The organism is Rhizobium sp. WSM409 (assembly GCF_057653825.1).
This window is the reverse complement of the sequence record NZ_CM172794.1, coordinates 919,357-937,753: the sequence shown is the minus strand read 5'-3', so window position 1 is coordinate 937,753 and position 18,397 is coordinate 919,357. Positions and strand designations below refer to the sequence as shown.

General features: G+C 61.6%; 19 protein-coding genes. 9 read left to right on the top strand and 10 right to left on the bottom strand.

All coding sequences use genetic code 11. The annotated features are described in order from the left end of the window. Positions 1–119 precede the first annotated feature (119 nt). The 3 genes from AC25BC_RS04705 to AC25BC_RS04695 all read right to left on the bottom strand — a co-directional run bounded on the left by AC25BC_RS04705 (position 120) and on the right by AC25BC_RS04695 (position 2,534). A complete protein-coding gene (locus tag AC25BC_RS04705) occupies positions 120–1,118 on the bottom strand; it encodes an NAD(P)H-quinone oxidoreductase (RefSeq protein WP_128440245.1) in 999 nt (332 codons plus the stop codon). A gap of 409 nt (positions 1,119–1,527) precedes the next feature. Further along, complete coding sequence (locus AC25BC_RS04700) at positions 1,528–1,767, bottom strand: ribbon-helix-helix domain-containing protein (RefSeq protein WP_012756551.1); 240 nt, start codon at positions 1,765–1,767, stop codon at positions 1,528–1,530. Between the two features lie 218 nt (positions 1,768–1,985). Next, complete coding sequence (locus AC25BC_RS04695; RefSeq protein ID WP_012756550.1) at positions 1,986–2,534, bottom strand: HdeD family acid-resistance protein; 549 nt, start codon at positions 2,532–2,534, stop codon at positions 1,986–1,988. A gap of 153 nt (positions 2,535–2,687) precedes the next feature. On the opposite strand from AC25BC_RS04695, the gene betI reads away from it, so the two are divergent. The 3 genes from betI to betA all read left to right on the top strand — a co-directional run bounded on the left by betI (position 2,688) and on the right by betA (position 6,674). Continuing rightward, positions 2,688–3,314, top strand: coding sequence for a transcriptional regulator BetI (betI, locus tag AC25BC_RS04690; RefSeq protein WP_012756549.1), 627 nt, complete (start codon positions 2,688–2,690; stop codon positions 3,312–3,314). Continuing rightward, a complete protein-coding gene (gene betB, locus AC25BC_RS04685) occupies positions 3,311–4,774 on the top strand; it encodes a betaine-aldehyde dehydrogenase (RefSeq protein ID WP_128440243.1) in 1,464 nt (487 codons plus the stop codon). The genes betI and betB overlap by 4 nt, the downstream gene beginning before the upstream one ends. Positions 4,775–5,024: 250 nt before the next feature. Beyond that, the gene (betA, locus tag AC25BC_RS04680) at positions 5,025–6,674 is read left to right on the top strand and encodes a choline dehydrogenase (RefSeq protein WP_128440242.1); all 1,650 of its coding nucleotides are present in this window, start codon (positions 5,025–5,027) and stop codon (positions 6,672–6,674) included. A 191-nt stretch (positions 6,675–6,865) separates the two neighbouring features. On the opposite strand, the gene AC25BC_RS04675 is transcribed toward betA, so the two are convergent. Both AC25BC_RS04675 and AC25BC_RS04670 read right to left on the bottom strand, forming a co-directional pair. Beyond that, the gene (locus AC25BC_RS04675) at positions 6,866–7,963 is read right to left on the bottom strand and encodes an NADH:flavin oxidoreductase/NADH oxidase (RefSeq protein WP_128440268.1); all 1,098 of its coding nucleotides are present in this window, start codon (positions 7,961–7,963) and stop codon (positions 6,866–6,868) included. A 94-nt stretch (positions 7,964–8,057) separates the two neighbouring features. Next, positions 8,058–8,858, bottom strand: a complete 801-nt coding sequence (locus tag AC25BC_RS04670) for an SDR family NAD(P)-dependent oxidoreductase (RefSeq protein WP_113546207.1) — start codon at positions 8,856–8,858, stop codon at positions 8,058–8,060. A gap of 89 nt (positions 8,859–8,947) precedes the next feature. Between AC25BC_RS04670 and AC25BC_RS04665 the strand changes: the two genes are divergently transcribed. Further along, complete coding sequence (locus AC25BC_RS04665) at positions 8,948–9,487, top strand: MarR family winged helix-turn-helix transcriptional regulator (RefSeq protein ID WP_128440241.1); 540 nt, start codon at positions 8,948–8,950, stop codon at positions 9,485–9,487. A gap of 101 nt (positions 9,488–9,588) precedes the next feature. Here the strand turns inward: AC25BC_RS04665 and AC25BC_RS04660 are convergent, their stop codons facing one another. From AC25BC_RS04660 to AC25BC_RS04650, 3 genes are all read right to left on the bottom strand, one after another. Then, positions 9,589–10,062 (bottom strand): DUF6644 family protein, encoded by a 474-nt coding sequence (locus AC25BC_RS04660; RefSeq protein ID WP_113546209.1) that lies wholly within the window; start codon positions 10,060–10,062, stop codon positions 9,589–9,591. Positions 10,063–10,081: 19 nt separating this feature from the next. Next, positions 10,082–10,429, bottom strand: coding sequence for a DUF6152 family protein (locus tag AC25BC_RS04655; RefSeq protein ID WP_050563535.1), 348 nt, complete (start codon positions 10,427–10,429; stop codon positions 10,082–10,084). 249 nt (positions 10,430–10,678) lie between these two features. Continuing rightward, positions 10,679–11,125, bottom strand: coding sequence for an RrF2 family transcriptional regulator (locus AC25BC_RS04650; protein ID WP_012756541.1), 447 nt, complete (start codon positions 11,123–11,125; stop codon positions 10,679–10,681). Positions 11,126–11,546: 421 nt separating this feature from the next. Between AC25BC_RS04650 and AC25BC_RS04645 the strand changes: the two genes are divergently transcribed. The 5 genes from AC25BC_RS04645 (at position 11,547) to AC25BC_RS04625 (ending at position 16,873) form a co-directional block, all read left to right on the top strand. Next, positions 11,547–12,323: a phosphoadenylyl-sulfate reductase gene (locus AC25BC_RS04645; RefSeq protein ID WP_128440240.1), complete on the top strand. Its 777-nt coding sequence runs from the start codon at positions 11,547–11,549 to the stop codon at positions 12,321–12,323. Between the two features lie 150 nt (positions 12,324–12,473). Further along, positions 12,474–13,427 (top strand): sulfate adenylyltransferase subunit CysD, encoded by a 954-nt coding sequence (gene cysD / locus AC25BC_RS04640; RefSeq protein WP_128440239.1) that lies wholly within the window; start codon positions 12,474–12,476, stop codon positions 13,425–13,427. Between the two features lies 1 nt (position 13,428). Beyond that, a complete protein-coding gene (gene cysN, locus AC25BC_RS04635) occupies positions 13,429–14,925 on the top strand; it encodes a sulfate adenylyltransferase subunit CysN (protein ID WP_012756538.1) in 1,497 nt (498 codons plus the stop codon). 498 nt (positions 14,926–15,423) lie between these two features. Then, on the top strand, positions 15,424–16,065 hold the full coding sequence (locus AC25BC_RS04630) for a peroxiredoxin-like family protein (protein WP_128440238.1): 642 nt from the start codon (positions 15,424–15,426) through the stop codon (positions 16,063–16,065). A gap of 403 nt (positions 16,066–16,468) precedes the next feature. After that, positions 16,469–16,873: a GFA family protein gene (locus tag AC25BC_RS04625; RefSeq protein WP_164903051.1), complete on the top strand. Its 405-nt coding sequence runs from the start codon at positions 16,469–16,471 to the stop codon at positions 16,871–16,873. A gap of 79 nt (positions 16,874–16,952) precedes the next feature. On the opposite strand, the gene AC25BC_RS04620 is transcribed toward AC25BC_RS04625, so the two are convergent. Together AC25BC_RS04620 and AC25BC_RS04615 are read right to left on the bottom strand one after the other, a co-directional pair. After that, positions 16,953–17,354, bottom strand: a complete 402-nt coding sequence (locus AC25BC_RS04620; RefSeq protein WP_128440236.1) for a GFA family protein — start codon at positions 17,352–17,354, stop codon at positions 16,953–16,955. A 151-nt stretch (positions 17,355–17,505) separates the two neighbouring features. Then, positions 17,506–18,372, bottom strand: a complete 867-nt coding sequence (locus AC25BC_RS04615) for a LysR family transcriptional regulator (RefSeq protein WP_206642411.1) — start codon at positions 18,370–18,372, stop codon at positions 17,506–17,508. Positions 18,373–18,397 lie beyond the last annotated feature (25 nt).

Here is an 18,397-nt window from a genome sequence, read left to right as displayed (position 1 = left end):
CCCGGCAAAAGCGCTTCGCGCTTTGCCTGGCAAAACCGCTGCACACTTTTGCTGGAATTGCTCTTTGGTCTGGCGCAATTCCGGACGCAAAACCGCTGCACACTTTTGCTGGAATTGCTCTAGCCAACGCGCAGCATGACCTTGCCGACATGGCTGCCGTCTTCCAGCAGCCGGTGGGCTTCAACGACCTCGTCGAAGGCAAAGACCTTGTGGATGACGGGCGCGACGGTGCCGGCTTCCAGCAGCGGCCAAACCTCGGAGAGCAGATCGTCGCGGATGGCGCGTTTTTCTTCCGCCGTGCGCGGGCGCATGGTGGAGCCCGTGACCGTCAGGCGCTTGACCATGATCGGCGAGAGATTGACCTTTTCGGCGAGCGCGCCGCCGAGGAAGGCGATGATCGACAGGCAGCCATCCCTCGCCAGCGAGGCGATGTTGCGCTCGAAATAGGCGGCGCCGATCATGTCGAGGATGATATCGACGCCGTGGTCAGTCTCGGCCTTGATCACCTCGGCGAAATCCTCGGTCCGGTAGTTGATCGCGCGTTTGGCGCCAAGATTTTCGCAAGCCTCGCATTTCTCCTTCGAGCCCGCCGTCGCGTAGACCTCGGCGCCGAAGGCGCGGGCGAGCTGGATCGCCGCCGTGCCGATGCCGCTGGAACCGCCATGGATCAGCACCGTCTCGCCTTCCGTCAGCCCGGCCATCTGGAAGAGATTGGCCCAGACGGTGAAGAAGGTCTCAGGCAAAGCCGCCGCCTTCACCGCGTCATAACCTTTGGGAAAGGGCAGAATCTGGCCTGCCGGCAGCAGGCAATATTCGGCATAGGCGCCGCCATTGGCGAGCCCGCAGACCTTGTCGCCGACGGCATGGCCGCGGACGCCGGGGCCGACGGCGACAATTTCGCCTGCAAGCTCCAGGCCGAGGATCGGGCTCGCACCCTTCGGCGGGGGATAGCTGCCCTGGCGCTGGGCAATATCGGGGCGGTTGACGCCGATCGCCTCGGCGCGCACCAGGACCTCTCCGTCGCCGGGCACAGGCAGCGGGCGCCTGCCGATTGTCATTGCCTCCGGCCCGCCAAAGGACGGCAGATCGACGAAACGCATTTCCTGAGGCAATGGCATGACCAGGCTCCTCCTAGAGCGGTTCAGAACCGCTCTAACCTTAGGTTTTACGCAATCCCGGACGAAAAACCGCTTCGCAGTTTTCCTGGGAATTGCTCTATTCGCTGGACAAAGGAAGTAAATCAGCCCCGGAGGCTTGGGAAGACTGGAAGTGGCAAGGGCGTCAATTCGCCTCGCCCAACCGATGGAAGATGAGGCCTTCCGGCAGTTCGATGACCCGATCGAAAGCGCATCAGCGGGAACAGGGCTTCCGTGCCGCGCGGTCGTAGCCGAGAATGCAGCCGGCGGCGTGGTCCTCGTTCGGAACATGCCGTGGCAGGATCAAGTAAACGAAAGTTTTATGAAACGCGCGGCCCATCGCGACGCGTTCAGCGCTTATTAGATTTACCCAATAAAATCAAACACTTGATCAGGCGGAACGACGGCGCTCCGCCTCGTGATCGGCGAACATGTCGGCGACGCATCTGCCGCCGGATGGAGCGTCGTCGTCAAGAATATCGTCCCGGAACTCGTTGAGCTTGCGGGCGGTATCCCAGAGACGCAGCGCCTCGCGGACGACCTCGCTGCTCGAGGCATAACCGCCATTGTCAACGGCGGCGCGGATGCCCGCTGCCTGTTGCGGAGAGATGGAAACGGTGACCATCGGCATGAACTTCCTCCCTTTTCTGATCAGGCAGAACCCTGCCTCTGGGGGACGCATGACCATTTTCAGCATTCTCGGCGATCTCGCCGGTGCCTTGGTGCATTCGCACATAGGACCGTCCGCGTGCTGGGAGCGGCCCGTAACCCCTTCAGTCTAATCCCCTGTCCTAGTCTTGTCAAAAAAGAACGGGTCTTGTCAAAAAAGAACGGCCGCTCTCCACAATCTCAACTGCGGATGCCGAGGCCGAAGGCGATCATGGTCGAGCCCTGAACGATGAGATCGGCGGCCAGGAACAGGCCGAGGATCCACAGGCTGTTCACCGGCCAGCCGAGCGCGATGACGAAACCCGCAAGGGCGGTGATGACGCCGCTTGCGACGATCCAGCGCCAGCCCTTGACCGGCTTCATGCGCATGCCGACCCAGGTACGGAAGACGCCGGCGACGACGAGCGAGAGCGAGAGAAACAGCGTCAGCGCCGCCGAGGTCAGGATCGGATTGATGAAGGCGCAGATGCCGGCAAGCACATAGAGCAGGCCGCTCAGTATCCAGAACAACACGTGATCCCAGCCGCGCACCTGGAAGGCATGGACGAGATAGATAACGCCGCCGAACAGCATCAGCATGCCGACATAATAGACCGAGACGACGGTGGCGAGCATCAGATTGCCGAGCGCGATCAGACCGCAGACGAGCAGCAGCACGCCGAGACCGGCAAACCAGATCCATTTCGACTGCAGCGAAGATGTCGGCGCTCCCTCGAAGACATCGGCCATGACTCACCTCCTGACAGATTCGAATATGCTGCAGCAATTCGGCAGGGAAAGATCTGCGTCTGAGCAAATCGCTAAAGATTTTTATTGATTGATCAGTCAATCAAAAATAACCTGTCGCTGATTTCAAGGAGTGGTCTGTTGCCAAAGGTCGGAATGGAGCCGGTGCGCCGCAAGGCGCTTGTCGATGCGGCGCTGCGGGTGATCGGCGATCACGGCTCGCTTGCCGTCACCATGTCCGACATCGCCCGGCAGGCCGGCGTGTCGCCTGCCCTGGCGCATCATTATTTCGGCAGCAAGGAGCAATTGCTGATCGAAACGATCCGCTCGCTTCTCCGACAGTTGCGCAACGATACGGTGGCGGCACTCAGGGCCGCCAGGACGCCGCGCGCCCGGCTTTCGGCCGTCATCCGTGTCAGCTTCCACGCCGATCAGTTCGCGCCGGAGACGATTGCCGCCTGGCTTGCCTTTTACGCCGAAGCGCAGCGCTCGGAAGAGACGCGGCGCTTCCTGGTGATCTATGCGCGGCGGCTGCGCTCCAATCTGCTGGCCGATCTGAAAGTGCTGTTGCCAGCTGACGCCGCAGAACGCATCGCCGAAGGCGCTGCGGCGATGATCGACGGGCTCTATATCAGGCAAAGTCTGAAATCCGCGCCGATCGGCATTGAAGCCTCGATTGCGCTGACCGAGGATTATCTGAATGCGCTTTTGGCCACCGCCTCCCCCTCTCCCCGGAGCGAGAAGGGACGACCACATCGAACCACCCAAGGACAAATGACATGAAAGCCCAGCCGAAAGCCTCGCACTTCATCGATGGCGAATATGTCGAGGATACCGACGGCACCGTCATCGAGAGCCTCTATCCCGCCACCGGCGAGGTGATCGCCCGGCTGCATGCCGCAACGCCTGCGATTGTCGAACGGGCGATCGCCGCCGCCAAGCGCGCCCAGCCGGAATGGGCGGCGATGAGCCCGATGGCGCGCGGGCGCATCCTGAAGCGGGCAGCCGACATCATGCGCGAGAGAAACCGGGCGCTCTCCGAACTCGAGACGCTCGATACCGGCAAGCCGATCCAGGAGACTGTTGTCGCTGACCCGACCTCGGGTGCGGATGCCTTCGAATTCTTCGGCGGCATCGCGCCGGCCGGCCTCAACGGCTCGCAGATCCCGCTCGGCCAGGATTTTGCCTATACCAAGCGCGTGGCGCTTGGCGTCTGCGTCGGCATCGGCGCCTGGAACTATCCGCAGCAGATCGCCTGCTGGAAAGCTGCGCCGGCGCTTGTCTGCGGCAATGCCATGGTGTTCAAACCGTCCGAAAACACGCCGCTCGGCGCGCTCAAGATCGCGGAGATCCTGCTTGAGGCCGGACTGCCGAAGGGGCTCTTCAACGTGATCCAGGGCGACCGCGACACCGGGCCGCTGCTCGTCAACCATCCCGATGTCGCCAAGGTGTCGCTGACCGGATCGGTGCCGACCGGCCGCAGGGTGGCGGCGGCTGCCGCCGGCAACCTCAAGCACGTGACGATGGAGCTCGGCGGCAAGTCGCCGCTCATCGTCTTCGACGATGCCGATCTCGATTCGGCGGTCGGCGGCTCCATGCTCGGCAATTTCTATTCGACCGGCCAAGTCTGCTCGAACGGCACGCGCGTCTTCGTGCAGAAGGCGATCAAGGCCGAGTTCCTGAAGCGGCTGAAGATCCGCACCGAGGCGATGCTGATCGGCGATCCGATGGACGAGGCGACGCAGGTCGGCCCGATGGTCTCCTGGGCGCAGCGCGAGAAGGTGATCTCCTATATCGAGAAGGGCAAGGCCGAGGGCGCAACACTCATTGCCGGCGGCGGCATTCCGAACAACGTCTCCGGCGAAGGCTATTATGTGCAGCCGACGGTGTTTGCCGATGTCACCGACGACATGACAATCGCCCGCGAGGAGATCTTTGGCCCCGTGATGTGCGTGCTCGATTTCGACGCCGAGGACGAAGTGATTGCCCGCGCCAATGCCAGCGAATTCGGCCTTTCCGGCGGCGTCTTCACCGCCGACCTCACCCGCGCCCACCGCGTCGTCGACCGGCTGGAAGCGGGCACGCTGTGGATCAACACCTATAATCTCTGCCCGGTGGAAATCCCCTTCGGCGGCTCGAAACAATCCGGCTTCGGCCGCGAGAATTCGCTGGCCGCGCTGGAGCATTATTCCGAGCTGAAGACGGTTTACGTGGGCATGGGGCCGGTGGTGGCGCCTTATTGAATTGAAACACATCTGCCCTTGCCTTTGCCCCTCACCCTAACGGGGTCGAGCCACTCGTCTCGACCCGTCCTCCGGACCCCCGCGCGCGGGGAGAGGGGACGTGCCCTAAAGCAGCGTCGAGGTTAAGGAAGGCGGTGCGGCATATCCCCTTCTCCCCGCGAGCGGGGAGAAGGTGCCGGCAGGCGGATGAGGGGCAGGCTCTGGGAAAACAAGAAGCAGCCGGATGATGGCTGCTCGAGGGAACAAGACTATGCAAGCAGATTTCGTCATCATCGGCTCGGGCTCCGCCGGCTCCGCCCTCGCCTACCGCTTGTCGGAAGACGGCAAGAACAGTGTCATCGTCATCGAGGCGGGTGGCAGCGATTTCGGGCCGTTCATCCAGATGCCGGCAGCGCTTGCCTGGCCGATGAGCATGAAGAGATATAATTGGGGTTATCTGTCCGAGCCCGAGGCGAACCTCAACAACCGGCGCATCACCGCGCCGCGCGGCAAGGTGATCGGCGGCTCCTCGTCGATCAACGGCATGGTCTATGTGCGCGGCCATGCCGAGGACTTCAACCGCTGGGAGGAGCTCGGCGCCAGCGGCTGGGCCTATGCCGATGTACTTCCCTATTTCAAGCGGATGGAACATTCGCATGGCGGCGAAGAGGGCTGGCGCGGCACCGATGGGCCGCTGCATGTCCAGCGCGGCGGCTTCACCAATCCGCTCTTCCGCGCCTTCGTCGAGGCCGGCAAACAGGCGGGCTTCGAGACGACGGAGGATTACAACGGCAGCAAGCAGGAAGGCTTCGGTCTGATGGAGCAGACCATCTTCGGCGGCCGCCGCTGGTCTGCCGCCAACGCCTATCTGAGACCGGCGCTGAAGCGTGACAATGTCAGGATCGTCTATGGCTTTGCGCAGAAGATCGTGATCGAGGACGGGCGGGCGACCGGCGTCGAGATTGAACGCAACGGCAGGATCGAGGTGCTGAAGGCGAACCGCGAGGTGATCGTCTCGGCCTCCTCTTTCAATTCGCCGAAGCTCTTGATGCTGTCGGGCATCGGTCCCGGCCAACATCTGCAGGACATGGGCATTGCGGTGAAGGCCGACCGGCCGGGCGTCGGCGCCAACTTGCAGGACCATATGGAATTCTACTTCCAGCAGGTGAGCACCAAGCCGGTGTCGCTCTATTCCTGGCTGCCGTGGTTCTGGCAGGGGGTGGCGGGCGCCCAATGGCTGCTCTCGCGCGGCGGGCTCGGCGCCTCCAACCAGTTCGAGGCCTGCGCCTTCCTGCGCTCGGCGCCGGGGCTGAAGCAGCCCGACATCCAGTATCATTTCCTGCCGGTGGCGATCAGCTATGACGGCAAGGCGGCCGCGAAAAGCCACGGCTTCCAGGTTCATGTCGGCTATAACCTGTCGAAATCGCGCGGCAGCGTGAGCTTGCGCTCCGCCGATCCCAAGGCCGACCCGGTGCTGCGCTTCAACTATATGAGCCATGCCGAGGATTGGGAGAAATTCCGCCACTGCGTGCGCCTCACCCGCGAAATCTTCGGGCAGACGGCCTTCAACGACTATCGCGGCCCGGAGATCCAGCCGGGCGAAAGCGTGCAAAGCGACGAAGAGATCGACGCCTTCCTGCGCGAACATCTGGAAAGCGCCTATCACCCCTGCGGCACCTGCCGGATGGGCGCCAAGGACGATCCGATGGCGGTGGTCGACCCGCAAACGCGGGTGATCGGCGTCGAGGCCTTGCGCGTCGCCGACAGCTCGATCTTCCCGCACGTTACTTATGGCAATTTGAACGGCCCCTCGATCATGACCGGAGAGAAGGCCGCCGACCATATCCTCGGCAAACAACCGCTGGCGCGTTCGAACCAGGAACCCTGGGTCAACCCGCGCGCGGCCGTCAGCGATCGATAAGAAGCGAGCCGTCCGACGTTACTTTGTCCGTCTATGCAGGTACCGAAAGCCTTCACAAACGCCCGTCACGGCCCAACCGTCTGACGTGAGGCGCGATATCGCGATATCGCGCCCATGAATCAGCGGGCCTTGGTTCGTTTTTTAAAGCGAAGAGACAAGGGCCCTCAACGATGTTCGAGAGCCCCGATCGCTCAGGCAGCGCGGTAGGATGCGAGCCAATGTGCGTAGGGGGCAGGCAATGTCCAGGACGGACGCTCGACACCGAGCTTGCGCGCGGCTTGGTAGGGCCAATGCGGATTGGCGAGCATCGCTTTGCCGATCATAACCAGGTCAAGCTGCCCGCTTCGGATGAGTTCGTCCGCTTGCTCCGGCTGAGTGATGTTCCAACTTGCGGCACCGGGGAGGCCAGTGGCCTTGCGGACCTGATCGGCGTAAGGCGCGATGAACCCCGGGCCCCAGGGAATATTGGCGGCTGGGGTTGAGAAGCCGAGGCTGACGTCGATGAAGTCGAGGCCGGCCTTCTTGAATTTTCCGACGAGATCGATCGCGTCCTGCAGGGTTTCCTGGTCGCGACCGTCAAACTCGATGACGCCGAAGCGAGCCGTCAGCGGACGATCCTCGGGCCAGACCTCACGAACGGCCGCCAGCGTCTCGAGGAGAAAGCGTCCACGGTTATTGGCGCTGCCGCCATATTCGTCGCCGCGCTGGTTCGAATGTGGCGAGAAGAAGCTCTGGCCGAGATAGCCGTGAGCAAAATGCAGCACGAGCCAGCGGAATCCGATGTCGCGCGCGCGGATCGCTGCAGCGACAAAATCGCCGCGGACACGATCTATGTCGGCCTTCGTCATGGCACGCGGTACCTTGGCCAAGCCGCCGCCGAACGCGATGGCGGACGGTGCGATGGTTTCCCAACCGCGCGGATCGCTATCGGCGATATGATCGTCGCCTTCCCACGGGCGGTTTGCACTGGCCTTGCGGCCGGCGTGACCGATCTGGATCCCTGCGACCGCGCCCGCCTTTTCGATACCGGCGACAATCGGCCCAAAGGCCTCGGCCTGGACATCATTCCAAAGACCGGTGCAGCCCGGCGTGATCCGCCCCTCCGGAGAGACAGCCGTGGCTTCGACGTTGACAAGGCCAGCACCACCGCGCGCCAAGCTTGTGAGATGGGCGGCGTGCCAGTCGTTCGGAACGCCATCAGTCGCGGAGTATTGGCACATGGGGGATACAGCGATGCGGTTTCGGAGGATGACGCCTTTCAGCGTGAATTGGTCGAACAAGCTGGGCAATGGAATCTCCTTGAAATGAATATCAATCAACCGCACGGATCTGCCGACGCCGCTGGCGTAGGGGTTAATCCGCGCGCTCGATCCTTCGGGGTGTCTAGACGGCGCGGTAACGGGGCGCAGGTTCACCGGTCTGCGTCGCGGCGAACAGTGTGGATCGGGCTTGGTCGAACTTGTCCCAGAGACTGGCGTCGGCAACGGATGGCAGCGTGATATCTTCGCCCTTGTCGAAACCGGCCAGGGCGGCGTCGACCAGGTTTTCGGACGTCATGACGGTCGCCTGGTTGAGCGACGCCAGCGGCACGCCCGACAAATCCCAGAGTTCCGTCGCCGTCGCCGCCGGCATCACGAGCTGCAGGCGGACATTGGTCTCAGCCAGCTCCTGCTGCAGACCCCGGCTGAAATTCATCACATAGCCCTTGGTGCCGCTGTAGATCGCGCTGATCGGCAGGGCATGAAAGGACAAGACCGAAGCGACGTTGACGATCGCGCCGTGGTTGCGGCTGAGGAATGCAGGCAGAACGGCGTGTGTCAGCCGCGTGAGCGCAGTGACGTTGAGCGCGATCATCGCGGCCGCGTCTTCCTCAGTGGTCTTGGCGACCGGAGCCAAGGTCGAGTTGCCGGCGTTGTTGACGAGGAGCGTGATCGCTGAATTTTCCTTCAGCACCTTTTCGACGCGGTTGACGTCGGCGTCTTTCGTCAGGTCGGCTTCCACGACCTCGACTTTCGTGCCGTGGGCAGCGCCGAGCTTGTCCGAGAGCGCCTTCAGACGATCGGCCCGCCGGGCGACGAGGATGAGGTCATACCCCTTTTCGGCGAGACGCGCGGCGTAGATGGCGCCGATGCCAGCGGAGGCGCCAGTGACGAGGGCGACGGGCTTGAGCGATGATGCAGACATGTCAAAATCCTATTTGGTTGAGTGCTCAAGTTTACGTATGATCGCGATGTCCTCTTGTCAATGGATGAGCCCTCAACTATTTTACTGGGATGGGCAAGAAACTTTCGATTGGCGATCCAGGGGAGGAGTTGCGCGCGGGCAGACTGAGCCCGCCGGAGCTCCTGGCCGAACTCGTGTGCACCAACACCGCCCTTCGACGCGCGTCACGGCGGTTGGGGCAGATTTATGATGACGCGGTGGCGCCAACCGGCCTGAAGGCCACTCAAGTCGGACTTCTGACCCAGATAGCAGCGTCGCACGAGGGCAGCCATGGATGGCCAACCTTGCTATCGCTCGCCGAGCGCGTTGCCGTCAGCATTTCCGCTTTGACCCACGCACTTCGCCCGCTCGTCCGGGACGGACTGATCGAGCTCATGCCTGACGAACATGATGGCCGCACGAAGCACGCAATGCTGACGACGTCTGGCGAGCAACGCCTGCACGAGGCATTGGCCCTTTGGGCTGATGCCAATCAGCGCGTCGAGGTGGTGCTGGGTCCTTCCGCTTCTGCGCTTCGCGCGCTGGCCGATGACGTCGCCTCTCCGGAATTCCTGGAAGCTTATGAAGCTCGTCGCATGCTGCGAGGCTGACCGTGGGATGGGCGCGGCAGAGGATTCGGGCGATGAATTCGAACAAGCATGTTGAACCCGCAGTGCCTCGGACGGGCGCGCGCCGACAGCTCGCTAATTCCCTAAAGAAACCCGATCCATCGTCCGGCGATCACGGCGGCAATCCAGATGGCGGCAGACAGGGCGGCGGAGAAGCGCAGGCCAGGCCGGACGATGCCTAGGGAAAGCACCATTTTCCACCCTCGCCCGAGATGCACGATCGACAGGTTGAGAATGCCGAGGGCGATCAGCCCGAGCTTGGCAAGGAAGGCGGAATTGCCGGCATATTCGACCGCCCGGACGCTGAAGAGGCAGAAGCCGGTGACAATAGCCGCGGCAAGGCCGACGCCGGCGGCGCGTGACAGAAACGGCGCGACGATCTCAACCGGCACCTTGCGGAAGAAGCCGGCGAGCCTCAGATCGAGCGGCAGGATGGCGCCGAGCAAGAGGCCGATCGCCAGGATATGGGCTGCGTTGACGAACATGTAGAGTGTTCCGGAGCGCCGGAGCGCGACCGCAGGTGTCGTTGCCGACAGCCATTCGAGAATGTCGATCACAGCTCAGTTCGCCCAGAGGTCAGTTCGTCTTGATGCGGTCGGGATAGATATCGTAGCGCTTCTCGCCGATGGTGAGGCGCACGGCCTTCAGCCGCTTTTCTTTTGGATCCTGCGAACGGTTTCCAAGGGCCACCACCTGGTCGCCGGGCTTGGCCACACCTTCGACGAAACCGGAGCGTTCCGTCTGGCGCGGATTGCCGAGTTCGACGAGCCAGACGCCGTCATCGGCGGTGGCGATATCGAGCGTTGGATGCGGTCCGCCCATGGAGATCTTCTCGATGGTGCCGCGCAGTTCGATCTGATCCGCCTCGGCCCAGGACCAGCCGTGATGAGCAATTGCGCCGGTGGCGAAAGCCATCGAAAGCATGGCCGCAGCCACTAGAGTATTTCCGTTTTTCTTCGAACCACGGAAATGCTCTATCTTTTTGTTTTCACGCGATTCCGGACGCAAAACCGCTATGCACTTTTGCTGGAATTGCTCTAGCCGCCGTGCTGAAATTATAGACATGATATCCTCCCTACCACATGGGCAGGCAGGTGGAGCACCAAGGCTGGAAGAAAAGGGATTTCACCAAATCTTGAAGAAAGATGCGGGCGTCAGTTTTCACCCTGATGCTCAGGCGAGCAGCCGGGTGACTTCGGCGCTGTGCTTTGGGGCGATGGCATCGGCGATGGTCGTCGAGAACAGCACCTTGCGGGTGGCGTCCGCCACTTTGGCGAAGACGTGGCGGATCTGGCAGTTCTGTTCGCCATCGCAATCGTCGCACCTTCTGTAGGCGGTGATCGACAGGCATGGAAGCGGAGCGAGCGGGCCGTCGATGATGCGCAGGATTTCGCCGAAGGTGATCGTATGGGCGGGCTTCAGCAGGAGATACCCACCCTGCTTGCCGCGGCGGCTGGCGACGACGCCGTGATGTTTCAGGTCGAGCAGGATCTGTTCGAGGAACTTTTTCGGGATCTTTTGCTGCGCCGCGATATCGGAAATCATCACCGGTTCGTCGGCATCGGCATCAGCCAAGACCGTGAGCGCCCGCAGCGCATATTTCGCCTTTTGCGTAATCATTTTTGACCATCGACACACACAGGCGGCGCGAATTTCCGCACCGCTACGGAAGTACTTTCACCTCTATGGCACAACCAGCATGAACGGAATTTGAACGCGCCGGAGAAAGCCTTGAGAGACAAGCGTTTTGGCCTTGTTTTTTGCTCTCGGCCAAGCGCACTTAATCTATGCCAAAACCGCGCCTTCTGCACCATTTTCGGCATCACTTCAGATTTCGGATTGACAGGCTGCGTGTAACTCTACTATTTCTATAGACATTCGAGCTGCCGATGTGGATTTTCATCCGCAGGCGGCTGCTTTTCTGCATCGCGGCAGCTTCGGAGAGATATTTGCTCCTTCGGCCGCAGCTTTCGAAATCCCTTTTTCTGTCCGATCCATGCGTGAACTGCGATACTCCCGTTCAACAAAGGACAGGAATCTCATGACTGCTATCAATCCGATTGTAGAAGGCGGGCCGATTGCGGAAGAAGGGCCGATTGCGGAAGCCGAGGCGCTGAACCACAGACTGGCGGGCCTCGACCTAGCCGGACGTCTGTCGCTGGTCTCCGGCCTTGGCGGCCGCGTGGTGTTCACGACGTCACTCGGCATCGAGGACCAGGTGATCACTGCCGAGATCGGCACGCACCGCCTGCCGATCGATATCGCGACGCTGCAGACCGGCCGGCTGTTTGCCGAAACACTGGCACTGATCGAAGAGACCGAAAGCCAGTACGACATCCATATCCATCGCTTCGAGCCCGAGAAGGCCGATATCGACGCCTATGCGGCGCAATACGGCCTCAACGGCTTCTACGAGAGCGTCGAAGCCCGGCATGCCTGTTGCGGCGTGCGCAAGCTGAAGCCGCTTGCGCGTGCCCTCGACGGTGCTGCTATCTGGATCACCGGCCTGCGCCGCGGCCAATCGGCCAACCGCGCCGAGACGCCGTTTGCCGAATATGACGCCGAACGCCACCTGCTGAAGGTCAATCCGCTCGCCGACTGGGACCTGGAGGCGATCAAGGCCTTCGTTTCCGCAAACGGCGTGCCGGTCAATCCGCTGCACGCCCGCGGTTATCCCTCGATCGGCTGCGAACCCTGCACCCGGGCGATCAAGCCCGGCGAGCCGGAACGCGCCGGCCGCTGGTGGTGGGAGCAGGACGAAACGCGCGAATGCGGCCTGCATGTCGCCGAAGAGGCCGCAGCGATCGCCGCACAATAATCACCCCACGGCTTTCCCAATCAGGGCGCGGCGACCGCCGCAGCCTTGGGAAAGCCAACATTCCCAGGGAAGTCAACTTTCCCGGGGGAAGCCAACATCAAGGAATTGCTTTGCGGGCACCCGCAAACGACCGATAGCCTGGAGTAACACATGCCCGATAGCCGTCCGGATACGGAACTCAGCAATCCGCAGAGCGCCAAGGCGCCGCTCGACCCGCATCTGAAAGCGCTGGAAAACGAATCCATCCACATCTTCCGCGAGGTTGCGGCCGAATTCGAGCGTCCCGTCATGCTCTATTCGATCGGCAAGGATTCCTCGGTGCTGCTGCATCTGGCGCGCAAGGCCTTCTATCCCGGCCGCGTGCCCTTCCCGCTTTTGCATGTGAACACCGGCTGGAAATTTTCCGAGATGATCGCCTTCCGCGACGCAACCGCGAAGAAGTACGATCTCGATCTGATCGAACACATCAATCCGCGCGGCAAGGCCGAAAACATCACGCCGTTCACGCATGGATCGGCCGCCTTCACCGACATCATGAAGACCGAAGGGCTCCGCCAGGCGCTCGATGCCGGCCAGTTCGACGCCGCTTTCGGCGGTGCGCGGCGCGACGAGGAAGCCAGCCGCGCCAAGGAGCGCATCTATTCCTTCCGCACGCCCGACCATCGCTGGGATCCGCGCAACCAGCGCCCGGAACTCTGGAACATCTATAACGGCATGATCCGCAAGGGTGAGAGCGTGCGCGCCTTCCCGCTGTCGAACTGGACCGAGGTCGATATCTGGCGCTACATCCAGGCCGAGGACATTCCGCTGGTGCCGCTCTATTACGCCAAGAAGCGGCCGTTCGTGGAACGCGACGGCATGATGATCCTGGCCGAGGATCCGCGCCTGGAACTGCTGCCCGGCGAAGTCCGCCAGGAAGGCATGATCCGCTTCCGCACCCTCGGCGACTTCCCGCTGACCGGCGCCATCCGCTCACAGGCCTCCACCCTCGAAGAGGTGATTGCCGAACTCGAAATCGCAACGGTGTCCGAACGCCAGGGCCGCGCCATCGATCGCGACCAGTCCGGCTCCATGGAAAAAAAGAAGCGTGAAGGATATTTCTGAGATGACCGCAGCCCAAACCGCCGTCTCGGCCGCAACCGTCGTCAACCTGCCCGCCGCCGAGCCGCTCAAGGCCGTGCGCGATACCAGGCCGCTGCGCCTCATCACCTGCGGCAGCGTCGATGACGGCAAGTCGACCCTGATCGGCCGCCTGCTCTGGGACACCAAGGCGGTCAAGGAAGACCAGGCCGCCACGTTGCAGCGCGATTCCACCGGCAAGCAGAACGACCTCGGCCTGCCCGACTTCGCCCTGCTGCTCGACGGCCTGCAGGCCGAGCGCGAACAGGGCATCACCATCGATGTCGCCTATCGCTATTTCTCGACCGACAAGCGCTCCTTCATCGTCGCCGACACGCCCGGCCATGAGCAATATACCCGCAACATGGCGACCGGCGCCTCGACCGCCGATCTTGCCATTCTGCTGATCGATGCGCGCTTCGGCATTCTGGAGCAGACCCGCCGTCACGCGACGATCGCCTCGCTGCTCGGCATCAAGCAGTTTGTGCTTGCCATCAACAAGATCGACCTGACGGGCTACGACCGCGCCGGCTTCGACAAGATCAGCCATGACTTCCGGGAATTTGCCCTGTCGCTCGGCGTCAAGCAGATCACCGCCATTCCGATGTCGGCGCTGAAGGGCGAAAACGTCGTCTATTCCGGCCAGGCCGCCATGCCCTGGTATAGCGGCCCGACGCTGGTGGAAACGCTGGAGCTTGCCACCGTGCGCTCGTCGCAGACGGTCGGCTTCCGCCTGTCCGTCCAGCGCGTCTCGCGTCCCGGCGAAAGTTTCCGCGGCTATCAGGGCACGGTTGCCGGCGGTTCGGTCAAACCCGGCGACAGCGTCATGATCCTGCCGTCCGGCATGGTCGCCAACGTCTCGAAGATCGTCACCTTCGATCTCGTCCGTAATGCCGCCGTGGCCGGCGATGCGATCACGCTGGTGCTCGACCGCCAGGTGGATGTGGCGCGCGGCGACATGATCGTCTCGATCGACGCACAGCCGCAGGTCGGCCTTGCCTTCGACGCGCAGATCGTCGCGCTGCAGCCTGAGGGTATCGAGCCCGGCAAGCGTTACTGGCTGAAGAGCGGCAGCCGCCGCCAGCGTGTCCAGGTGCAGCCGCTCAGCCAGCTGGAACTGAAGACCGGTGCCTGGAACGCCGCCCAGCGGCTCTACATGAACGCCATCGGCAAAGTCCGGCTCGTCTTCGACGAAGCCGCGATCTTCGACCCCTATGAGCAGAACCGGCTTTCCGGCTCCTTCATCCTGATCGATCCGGAGACCAACAACACGGTCGCCGGCGGCATGGTGACCGGCAAGCGCACGGAACTCGGCGGCCTGCACAATGGCGAAGCCCGCGTCATCCTCTCGCTTCCGGCCGACCTTGCCGAACAGATCATGGCGAGCGAGCTCTTCGCCAGCCGCAGCCATGAGGCCGAGGTGCGGCGCATGACGGCAGCCGAAGCCGCCGACCTCTGGTCGAGCGCTGCAAGCGATATCTGACAGGGGATAAGGGATAAGGGGCCAGCAAGACTGGCCCCTCGCCGCAGCCGAATCCGCTGGCTGCAGAGCTGCTCAGAACCTGAGACTTTGCTATCAGGGCTCCGCATCCGCTTCCGGCCGATAGTATTGAAAAAGTCGAAAAACCGGGCTTAACGAAAAGTCGGTCAATTGGTGATTTGAGCGAATGTTGCCGCTCGATGCTGTTTCACTTCCGCTACGCGGCCTCACGCTGCTTGAACGAAATTGGCTGGCCCCCAGCTCAATTTTGTTGAGTCTGTCTCCACGGCCGCCGAAAAAACAGCGTTTGCAGAAAACGGACTTTTTCAGTTCACGATTCGCTGTTTTCCGCTTGCCCGCGGGCCAAAGTGGGGCCATTCTTAGATCGGATCCTGGCGGTGCGGTAAAACGAGAGCTCAGGCCTTGCAGCGCTCAATTTCGACCTAGAAGCACTTAACGTGGCGCCTTTTCTCGACTGATCCCCGAGCGAGGAGGTTGTCCATGTCCACGCTCTATGTCGACCATCCGCTACAACCGGGCGACCGGGTCCCGAACGTTGTCTTTGATGCGATCTCGCGCGAGGGGAAGATCGCACTTGATGATTTTCGTGGCCGCAGCCCATTGTTGATCGGTTTGTTTCGAGGCCTGCATTGTCCGTTCTGCCGGCGCCACGTCGCGGCCATGGCATATCTCAATCCGATGCTGCGTGAGAAAGGCGTCCAATCCCTGGCGGTGGTAAACACCCCGGTCGAACGCGCGCGGCTCTATTTCCGTTACCACCCGATACCTGATCTTCTTGCTGCTTCCGACCCGGTACGGGCTTCGCACCAAGCCTTCGGCTTACGCGAGGTCGGGATCGACACGGCCATGGCGATACGGGTCGATCTTCCGGGCGAGTTGCCCGAGCCTATGGGCGTGATGGCAATGGACGAATTTCTCAACAAGAAGGAAGGATATCAGATTACGGAAGCCGATCAGCAGATGATGACTGCCGATCACGGGCAGCTTGTCGGTCAGTTCCTAATCGACCGGGAGGGCATCGTACGCTGGAGCTTCACGGAAGTTCTGGAGGCTGGGCTCCAGACATTCCAGGCACCGAATTCCCAGGAATTGATGTCGGTCGCTTCCCAAGTCGTACATTAACGACGAAAAACTGGCTCCACGACCCACCGCCCGGGTGGTGCTCGGTGTTGAAGCATCGCTAGAGATGCTCATCTGTTCTCTGTTTACCGCTTGCTTGCTAGCGACTGCACTCCGCCCTTGGCTATGGATCGCCACTGGAATCTGAAATCCAGCTTGCAGCAAAGAACCGATCAGAACCTGCGACCTTGCGATCAGGGCTCCGCATCCGCTTCCGGCCCGAAGCGGTCAGATGGCTTTCCTCTAGACTTCAGCATTTCCGCGATCTACATTTGAGCCTCTGTAAGCCTGAAATTGTATCAGGTCTCAGCCCCTTCGCATCGCCCACCCTCACCATGTGCGGTTCGGGCCTGCGCTTCACCCCCTCATTCAATGTAATTTCACCGTGCAAGCGGGAGGAGTTTCCATGGCTAATGCCCAATGCGCCTGCGGCGCTCTGAGACTGACGCTCAGCGAGCCGCCACAACTGACAGCTCTCTGCCACTGTTTGGCTTGCCAGCGCAGAACGGGTGCGCCGTTCAGCGCAAATGCTTTCTACTCGATTGCCTGTGTCGAAATATCTGGAACATCTACGGAATTCATTCGTACCGCCGAGAGCGGTCGCAAGGTTCGAATGCATTTTTGCCCAACATGCGGCTCGACCGTCTATTGGAAGGCCGATGCTGCACCGTCCTGGATCGGGGTGGCGGTCGGCTCCCTTGCCGACCCTGCCTTCGCGCCACCTGCCCTATCAGTCTTCGAACAATCGAAACATAATTGGGTGCAGCTTGACGACGAGGTAGAGCACTTTCAAGGTTCGGTGTCCGAGTGACCGGCCAGACAAGTTCTCATGGCGCATTCCGGCCTCTCTCGGCGATAAGCGGTGCCCGGCGCAGAAGGCGATGCTTGGCTTAGTCGGCCTTCCCCGAAGCGATCTCATTTCCTTCGTAAAGCGCAGCTCCGACGACCGGGGCGAGCCAAGGTTCACGTCGAATGTTCCACACTTCGACCATCGGGCTGATAGCGTAAGGCGCGTCATCAAGCGTCCCCAGAAACACTTCCACGCCGCCATCGAAGAGAAAGAAGAGCCGAGAACCACAGACAGGGCAGAAAGACCTTTTATCGAAAGTGCTGATTTCGCCGGACATCTGGAATTGCCGACGATGCCAATTTGCCGTTGCGGAGAAAGCGGAGCCCGTGATCTTTCTACACGTCTTGCAGTGGCACAACCCTGACTGATAGGGCTCGCCCCAGACCTCATAACGCACTGCACCGCACAGGCATCCACCCGTTCGTATTGCTTCGACTGGCATGTTCTCCTCCCGCCTGAAGTTGTGACGACCCACTAAAGACAACAGCGGCTGAGATATCAATGACGGCAATGGGCGCAAACCTGAACTCCGCCGGGCTGCGACCAGTTCAATGGCTGCCTTTGCCCCCTGCGGCCCCGGCCAACTGAGCGGACTACTTCACGAGAGCATTCTTCAGCGCATCGACGACGACGCGGATGGAGGGGACGTCTTTGATGTCAGAATGGACAACCAGCCAGACCTCTCTTGTCAAAAGATGTTCGGTCTCAATGCGCTGGAGACCGCTGGTGTCAAGGACGGCGAAATCGGGGAGCATGACGACACCGGCGCCAAGGCTTGCGGTTGCGGCCTGAAACTCCAGAACGGATGATCTCACGGAGATCGGCCGGCCAGCGGCGAGTTCGATTAGCCGCAGCTGTTGCGGTGAGGCGTTCATGGTTTCGTCGTAACCGATGAAGGTCCAGTCCGACGGGGAAACCGTTTCGAGATAGGTCTTTGATGCGTAGAGATGGAAGCTTGTCTCGCCGAGCTTGACGATGGCGTAATCGCCGTCCTCGGGACGCGACATGCGCACGGCGATATCGGCCTCTCGTCTGTTCAGGGAGGCGAGCCGCTTTTCTCCGACAAGCGTGATCTCAACACCCGGATGGTCTCGCCTGACGGCCGCGATCGGCTTTGCCAACAGCACGCTTGAGAGAGCGGGAGGCGCGCTGATCCTGACATGGCCCCGCAATTCCGTGGCGCTGCTGCGACCAAGCTGCTCGATTGCTGCGGTCTGCGCCGCGACAAGAGCTGCGTGCCTGGCAATCTGCTCGCCGTCCGAGGTTAACATGATGCGCCTTCCGCGGCGGTCGACCAGCTTGCGTCCCAGACTGGCTTCAAGCGATGAAACGCGCCGGCTGATCGTCGCGTGTTCGACGCCGAGCTGCTTTGCTGCGCCAAGCAACGTTCCCGACTGCGCCAGCGCCAGGAAATGCCGCAGGTCATCCCAGTCGATCTTTGTGAATTCTCTCCCAACCATTGTGAGACAATAGGGAATTTTCACA

Bases quoted from the DNA above. Each gene is read 5' to 3' on its own strand.
- AC25BC_RS04630 (WP_128440238.1), top strand. From the start codon at position 15,424: ATGTCCACGCTCTATGTCGACCATCCGCTACAACCGGGCGACCGGGTC.
- cysN (WP_012756538.1), top strand. From the start codon at position 13,429: ATGACCGCAGCCCAAACCGCCGTCTCGGCCGCAACCGTCGTCAACCTG.
- AC25BC_RS04645 (WP_128440240.1), top strand. From the start codon at position 11,547: ATGACTGCTATCAATCCGATTGTAGAAGGCGGGCCGATTGCGGAAGAA.
- AC25BC_RS04620 (WP_128440236.1), bottom strand. From the start codon at position 17,354: ATGCCAGTCGAAGCAATACGAACGGGTGGATGCCTGTGCGGTGCAGTG.
- AC25BC_RS04615 (WP_206642411.1), bottom strand. From the start codon at position 18,372: ATGGTTGGGAGAGAATTCACAAAGATCGACTGGGATGACCTGCGGCAT.
- betA (WP_128440242.1), top strand. From the start codon at position 5,025: ATGCAAGCAGATTTCGTCATCATCGGCTCGGGCTCCGCCGGCTCCGCC.
- AC25BC_RS04650 (WP_012756541.1), bottom strand. From the start codon at position 11,125: ATGATTACGCAAAAGGCGAAATATGCGCTGCGGGCGCTCACGGTCTTG.
- cysD (WP_128440239.1), top strand. From the start codon at position 12,474: ATGCCCGATAGCCGTCCGGATACGGAACTCAGCAATCCGCAGAGCGCC.
- AC25BC_RS04670 (WP_113546207.1), bottom strand. From the start codon at position 8,858: ATGTCTGCATCATCGCTCAAGCCCGTCGCCCTCGTCACTGGCGCCTCC.
- AC25BC_RS04665 (WP_128440241.1), top strand. From the start codon at position 8,948: ATGGGCAAGAAACTTTCGATTGGCGATCCAGGGGAGGAGTTGCGCGCG.
- betI (WP_012756549.1), top strand. From the start codon at position 2,688: ATGGAGCCGGTGCGCCGCAAGGCGCTTGTCGATGCGGCGCTGCGGGTG.
- AC25BC_RS04695 (WP_012756550.1), bottom strand. From the start codon at position 2,534: ATGGCCGATGTCTTCGAGGGAGCGCCGACATCTTCGCTGCAGTCGAAA.
- AC25BC_RS04705 (WP_128440245.1), bottom strand. From the start codon at position 1,118: ATGCCATTGCCTCAGGAAATGCGTTTCGTCGATCTGCCGTCCTTTGGC.
- AC25BC_RS04700 (WP_012756551.1), bottom strand. From the start codon at position 1,767: ATGCCGATGGTCACCGTTTCCATCTCTCCGCAACAGGCAGCGGGCATC.
- betB (WP_128440243.1), top strand. From the start codon at position 3,311: ATGAAAGCCCAGCCGAAAGCCTCGCACTTCATCGATGGCGAATATGTC.
- AC25BC_RS04655 (WP_050563535.1), bottom strand. From the start codon at position 10,429: ATGCTTTCGATGGCTTTCGCCACCGGCGCAATTGCTCATCACGGCTGG.
- AC25BC_RS04625 (WP_164903051.1), top strand. From the start codon at position 16,469: ATGGCTAATGCCCAATGCGCCTGCGGCGCTCTGAGACTGACGCTCAGC.